Annotated in this window: 5 protein-coding genes and 2 pseudogenes; 1 reads left to right on the forward strand and 6 read right to left on the reverse strand. The window is 38.8% G+C overall.

Annotated elements, in window-relative coordinates; genetic code table 11:
• Positions 1 to 268 (reverse strand): annotated as a pseudogene (locus AB4623_RS06940) (GNAT family N-acetyltransferase); the annotation flags it as partial.
• A gap of 1,218 nt (positions 269 to 1,486) precedes the next feature.
• Between AB4623_RS06940 and AB4623_RS06945 the strand changes: the two are divergent.
• Positions 1,487 to 2,083, forward strand: coding sequence for a tyrosine-type recombinase/integrase (locus tag AB4623_RS06945; RefSeq protein ID WP_016792302.1), 597 nt, complete (start codon positions 1,487 to 1,489; stop codon positions 2,081 to 2,083).
• Positions 2,084 to 2,247: 164 nt separating this feature from the next.
• Here the strand turns inward: AB4623_RS06945 and AB4623_RS06950 are convergent, their stop codons facing one another.
• The 5 genes and pseudogenes from AB4623_RS06950 to AB4623_RS06970 all read right to left on the reverse strand — a co-directional run.
• Positions 2,248 to 2,478 (reverse strand): hypothetical protein, encoded by a 231-nt coding sequence (locus tag AB4623_RS06950; RefSeq protein WP_065584872.1) that lies wholly within the window; start codon positions 2,476 to 2,478, stop codon positions 2,248 to 2,250.
• Positions 2,479 to 2,844: a type II secretion system pilot lipoprotein GspS-beta gene (gene gspS2 / locus AB4623_RS06955; RefSeq protein ID WP_016788065.1), complete on the reverse strand. Its 366-nt coding sequence runs from the start codon at positions 2,842 to 2,844 to the stop codon at positions 2,479 to 2,481.
• Entirely contained in the window at positions 2,801 to 3,937 is a 1,137-nt protein-coding gene (locus tag AB4623_RS06960; RefSeq protein ID WP_065584873.1) for an alanine/ornithine racemase family PLP-dependent enzyme, read from the reverse strand. The genes gspS2 and AB4623_RS06960 overlap by 44 nt, the downstream gene beginning before the upstream one ends.
• On the reverse strand, positions 3,934 to 5,139 hold the full coding sequence (locus AB4623_RS06965; RefSeq protein ID WP_102394470.1) for a DUF1611 domain-containing protein: 1,206 nt from the start codon (positions 5,137 to 5,139) through the stop codon (positions 3,934 to 3,936). Before AB4623_RS06965 ends, AB4623_RS06960 begins: the two co-directional genes overlap by 4 nt.
• 461 nt (positions 5,140 to 5,600) lie before the next feature.
• Positions 5,601 to 5,762 (reverse strand): annotated as a pseudogene (locus AB4623_RS06970) (carboxypeptidase M32); the annotation flags it as partial.

The raw sequence follows: 5,762 nt of genomic DNA on the forward strand, positions 1-5,762 counted from the left end.
GGTCAATCATGACGCGCCATACATATAAATGCTCCTTTTGAAAGTGTTCATCGTGTGTGTCCAGTATTCTAGGGTCAATCAGAGAGATTAGCCCCGCAGGTTTATTGTTTAAGTAAATACCATAGTTGATACTATCGTCGTTAAAACTGGCTTCTGCAAGCCACTCTGCGTTGTTAGCAATGAGTTGTTTTTGAGACTCTTCCACTGAGAGACCAATAATGTCATTGATAATGGTATTGTTTATTTTTAAAAAGCTAATTTTATTCATGCTTATTTACCTTGGGTAGGTGTTTCATTAAAAGTAACTGGCCAATGTAAGGATCTTGATAAGCTAATCTTGAGTTATCAAAATGGTAATGTCGCTTTTGCTCCTGTCTTTTAACATAGACTCTTCAAGTATCTTATAGATCTCTTTATCTGGCGCATATTAGAACGCGCCAATTTTTTTAATTAAGGTATATGTATGTCTTAATTAAAAACGATGATGGAAGTTATTGTTTCCTTTTTGCCTGCCCCCATGACAGAAATATTAGTTCCAAGCGTTGCCCACGATGATTCAAAAATAGGGTACGTATAGTATTTTTACAATAGTGCCGTCACAAAACCCAAAACAAACTCCCTGATAGAATGCTGACGAGTGTGATTAAAGATAACTTTAATGTGTTCTCAGCCAGCTACATTTTGTATATCACTTATCAGCTAAAATGGTGGCCAATATCTTATCGCCTTTGCATTCAACACTGACGTTCATTCCATTGACGAGTGCTCTCTCATTAGGCGCACTTGCTCTCATATCGAGTCCACTTGTTTAAATTTGGACAACTAGTTCGGTAAGCGTTAAAGAAAGAGTGCTGGTTACCCTGAAGTTTTAGTGTAGGCCACATCTTGATGTTATCGAAGATGGCCAATCGCAATGCAAAAATAGACACAGCCCTGGAATATTGAAGCTAATGTTATCGAAAGCTTTTCTGCACTATTTTTTTAGTTTGCGTAATTGGTGTAGCCAAACTTAACACCAATGATACGAACCGCCATATAAGTTTTAACTCATACCATTTGACGTATTATTGCGGAATCTTTTGTCTATGACAGTATCACTTTGTAAGTAAAATCATTACATAATGAAAGCGTATTTATTAAGTTGCCAGTTCAAACCTTGATGTATTGTTTTCATAAAGTTCAACGTTAATGTCGGTTTTATCTAATAGTCATAAGATGTTGCGCCTAATGAATTGATAGCAGCGTAGCTTCTTACGTCTAAAGCGGGACTGTATTGGATAAACCTGTGATAAAAATACAACGATTCACAAAAATGCTGTGCTTGGCCGACATATCACTCAGATTGACATCACTCATGGAAGTTGATTAAACGACTTTATATACTTGTAGTAATTCATTGTTTACTAAATTAGTAAAATCACTGACACGCTTTTGTCCATTTCCTTCCAACTACAATCGTGATGACCAAATTAAAAAGGAGGTCATCATGGTAGTTTTCAACAAAACGAAACGAAGTGGCGTCAAAAAGCCTTTTCGGCTTGAGGAAATTTGGCGGATCAGAACCAGATTAGAAATTGAAAATAATTTGATGCAGCTTGCGTTGCTCAACTTAGCTATTGATAGCAAACTTAGAGCAAGTGATTTGCTCGTTCTCAGAGTTTGCGATGTATCTTCGCAAGATAGGATATTTAACCGCGTTAAGCATATCCAGCGCAAAACAGATATTGAAGTTCAATTTGAGATAACGACAAGAACTCAACAGAGTCTAATGAAATGGATTTTGATGGCTTCGCTACATGACAGCAATTTTATTTTCCCAAGCCAAAGGCGAAAGCAACAACCGATTAGCTATTCGTACTATCGATACTTAGTGAGGAGATGGGCTTCTAATCTGGGGTTGGATCCTAACTTGTATGGCACTCACTCGATGAGGCGAACAAAAGCGACGTTAGTCTACGCAAAAACGAAAAATATCCGAGCGGTGCAGCTACTACTTGGTCATACCAAGGTAGATAATACAATCCGCTATCTTGGGGTTGAATTAGAAGATGCATTGTTGCTTTCAGAAGGTACTGAGTGTTAATCGAAAAGGAACCTAAATACTTAGGTGTTTCAATTGCTATTACGCTGAAAGTTGTTACCCATTCACCGCTACACTTGATTATTTTCAATACATTAAGTGTAAATACTACTAATCTGTCCAAGGTTTAGATGGCCTTAAACAGATTAGGTATACACAAGCTTAAATTAAACGTTGGAACGCGCGTTTTTCTTCTTTGATTTATAAGCTTTCATTGAAATTCTTAAAGCAAGCTGTTTTTGTTTAATTGAAATGAGTTGTCTAGTTACGACCTTATGGTGTAACTCTGTGATAAAGTTTTTTTCCCAAGGCGTAAGGCGGTCAAACCTCAATAAAATAGTGTCATTGAGTACATTGAACAACTCGTATTGGCTTTTATCCATTCGACTGCTAAGCATTCAATTAGAGCACTTAGCTAGAGAAATGACGTTAAGGCTTTCTACTTTCTCATTTTTTCCTAAGGTAATGATTCGATAAGAGATCCCACTCTCTAATAGTGGTCTTATTTCGATGTTGTCACAAAAACTAACGGCGACTTTTTCTACTAATCGGTCCATATTCAAAGTTTTCTTTTTTACGAAAACAAGAGTGACACTATCGCCCTCTGACTGTGCATTTACGAGTGTGATTGAGCCTAACTCTTGTGGAAGTTGGCTTGAAATAACTGTCGCTCTATAATCGGCAAGTCCATTAGATTTTATTGGGCTTATCTGACAACCGTTAAGCATGACACTGACGAAGAGAATTACAGTTGTTCGTAGCATTATGCGCTCCTTCTTCCTTTCTTCTCCCTTTAGGTGCCTTAAAATATTTATGGATATAACGTGAAGACATAGAAGATAAGAGCGCACTGTAATCTAAACTGAATGTGACTTTTTCCCCTACAAGTAGTGGTTTCTGTGAGGATTCAAGGACAAGGTGATCGCTAGTTGAAGACATGATCTTAATCCCATTCGGAGCCTTAAGCCCGCCGACACAAACATCTTGGCGGCCTAATGCCAGAATAGCTTGCGATACCTCCCCTCTATCTTGAAGGTTTTCTTTTTCACCAAAAGCATTTAACCCCCGACTTCCCCAAGGCAAAGTCGGTTTAATTTTGGATTCAATCACTTCAGCGGTCAAAGAAATCGCATCCGTATGTAAGCCTTTGATATTTTCGTGCTCTAAAGGCTCACAGCCTAAAAAAATTGCTTCTCCTATACGAAGGTGATTGACTCGAGTTAAGCCTGTTCTCTGAAGAGCCCAGTTAACTGAAGCAGAATTACCCCCTGAAATAATTTCTAGATTGATCCCAAATGTAGCTTCAATTCCATCGGCAAGATCAGAAAGAATATTCATATTTTTATCATCTGGAGCGACACCATACCGACAAGCTAAATTCGTACCAATTCCTTTTATCGTGATGTTTGGTAAAGAAATAATCTCACGGATAAAATCAATAACGCGATTAGGCATCACACCTTCTCTGAGATCGCCAAGCTCAACCATAATAATAATATCGTGACGACAATTTTGTTGTTCCGCTGCATGTGAAAGCCTCTGAATCACTTCAACTTCAGAGTTTAAACTCATATCACTGTATTTTATTATGCTCGCCACTTGACTGAGCATGGGTGTACGTATCAGCATTTTGGGGATAGAAATGCCAGATTCAGTCATCTTTTGAAGATTTTCGATTCTTGAATCGGCTAACATTGGTGCGCCAGCATCAATAAGAACTTGTGCGATGATAGGGTGACCGAGGAAGGCTTTTGTTACAGGCGTAACGGATATATTTTTCAGTGAGAGCTGAGTAATCAGGAATTGAGCGTTATGGTGAACTTTCCCACAATCGATGTCTAACCTAGGGTAGTTCACCCTTTTTCGGCCAGTTTACTTTCTATTTTAGGGAAAGCTGACGTTACGATGTGCAACAGATGTTCGACAGGTTGTGACAAGACATCAGTAACAGGTAGACCAAATTCGGTAGTGTAACTGTCTATCACACTGCGTGTTTCATCCAACGACATATCTTCATGATTCAGTGTTAGTCCAATAACATTGGTATTAGAAAACGTTTCGATAAGATTGATTTCTGAGGCAATCGAAGGCATTGGGCAATCAGGAAAATCACTACGATATAAACGTTTAGGGGCATGTTGCAGTATCACACCCGTTGGACAGCTGCCACGTAAGATAAAAGCGCTGGTTGAAAACGCAGGGTGACTCAAGGCTCCTTGCCCTTCAATAATAATCAGATCCGGGTTTTCTTTTTCATAGGCCTGTACAATGACAGATTCCAACTCACCGGCACAAAATTGTGAAGGAACAGCATCGAGTGCAACGCAGTATTGTGCGCCTTGCATAATGCCTGTTTGACCGGTGGCAATCAGAACGACGTTAAGGCCTTTTTTAGTCAGTTCATTCGTTAATATTGTTGCTGTTGTTCGTTTTCCTAGCGCGCAATCCGTCCCCATGACAGCAATTCTCGGACATTTAACGTTGTGTATTTTCCCGATAAACGTTTTCAGATCGCCTTTATTTTTGGGTTTGCGAGTATCGAATATTCGAACGTTATTCTTTAAGCTGGCTTCTAAAAATAGAGGATCATCGGTTAGGAATTCATGTAAGCCATTTACGATGTTCATTCCTAGTGACATGGCATTTAAAATTATGCTTTTATCTAAGTCAGATAAAAAGCCACTTGATGGCGCAATGCCAAAAATGAAGTAATCAGGAATGCTTTCTGCGTGAATGATAGCTTCTTCAGCATTAGCAAGGATAGGTATTCCATTGGCTTTGTTATCAAGAACTTCACCAGCATCTAAGCCAGCAGACTCACTATCAATAACCGATAGAATACGATAGCTTAACGAATGTCTCACTAACCCATTAGCGGTTTTACCATCAATTTTACCAAAATTACCTTCGCAATATATAATCGCAGAAGGGATGACAGGTTTTACTTTCTGAGCAAGTGGTAACCAAGGTGCGAAATGGGGTACATCGTTGTTGATTTCTACATTTTCAATTCTAGTGAGTTTGAAGATGTTTCTTAACTTTTGGGTTGAAATGGACATAATTAAAGCCTGCGGTGAGGCTTAGGAGGGCAACTAAGGAGTGCCGAGATGTGAGTTCGGAAAAGAAAAGAAGTCCCCACTAAGCGGTAGGGATAACAACCAAGATAACACACTCACCAGACTTTTGTTGATTATTATTAATACGCTTTCTAAGTCTATCACTTTCAGGCTTCACCCATACTAACGTGATTGATTAGAGATCTAAGACTCATTGTTCAACGTCGCCGTATCAACCTCTCAGCTTTAAGGTTTCAAGATACTTTTTCTAATATTAGTTAAGTGAATTAGAGTTTTGAGTTTAACGCGTTTTTGTCCAATTTCGTGCTAGTAGGTACCAGAATCTTCCGTGATTGTTAAGTTCGATGAAGGGATAAAACCTTCAAATCAATCTAAGTATGTTTTGAAAATGTGATTAAAAAGGCTGAATCAATAAACTGATCAGCCTCTATCAATTTTTTCCATTAAAGGTAACGGCTTCTTAGGTGGTCTTTGAAGTATTGCGCATTCAAGGTTTCACCGGTTGCGCCTTTCACCAAATCATCAGTAGTAAGCAGGCTGCCTTTGCTCCAAATGTTCGATTCTAACCAATTGAAGATAGGGGATAGGTCACCGCTTTCAATCAC

Source organism: Vibrio sp. 10N.222.52.C12 (assembly GCF_041474215.1).
GTDB lineage: Bacteria > Pseudomonadota > Gammaproteobacteria > Enterobacterales > Vibrionaceae > Vibrio > Vibrio crassostreae_C.

Coding starts and splice junctions, on each gene's coding strand:
- AB4623_RS06950 (WP_065584872.1), bottom strand. CDS start 2,478: ATGCTTAGCAGTCGAATGGATAAAAGCCAATACGAGTTGTTCAATGTA.
- AB4623_RS06945 (WP_016792302.1), top strand. CDS start 1,487: ATGGTAGTTTTCAACAAAACGAAACGAAGTGGCGTCAAAAAGCCTTTT.
- AB4623_RS06965 (WP_102394470.1), bottom strand. CDS start 5,139: ATGTCCATTTCAACCCAAAAGTTAAGAAACATCTTCAAACTCACTAGA.
- gspS2 (WP_016788065.1), bottom strand. CDS start 2,844: ATGCTACGAACAACTGTAATTCTCTTCGTCAGTGTCATGCTTAACGGT.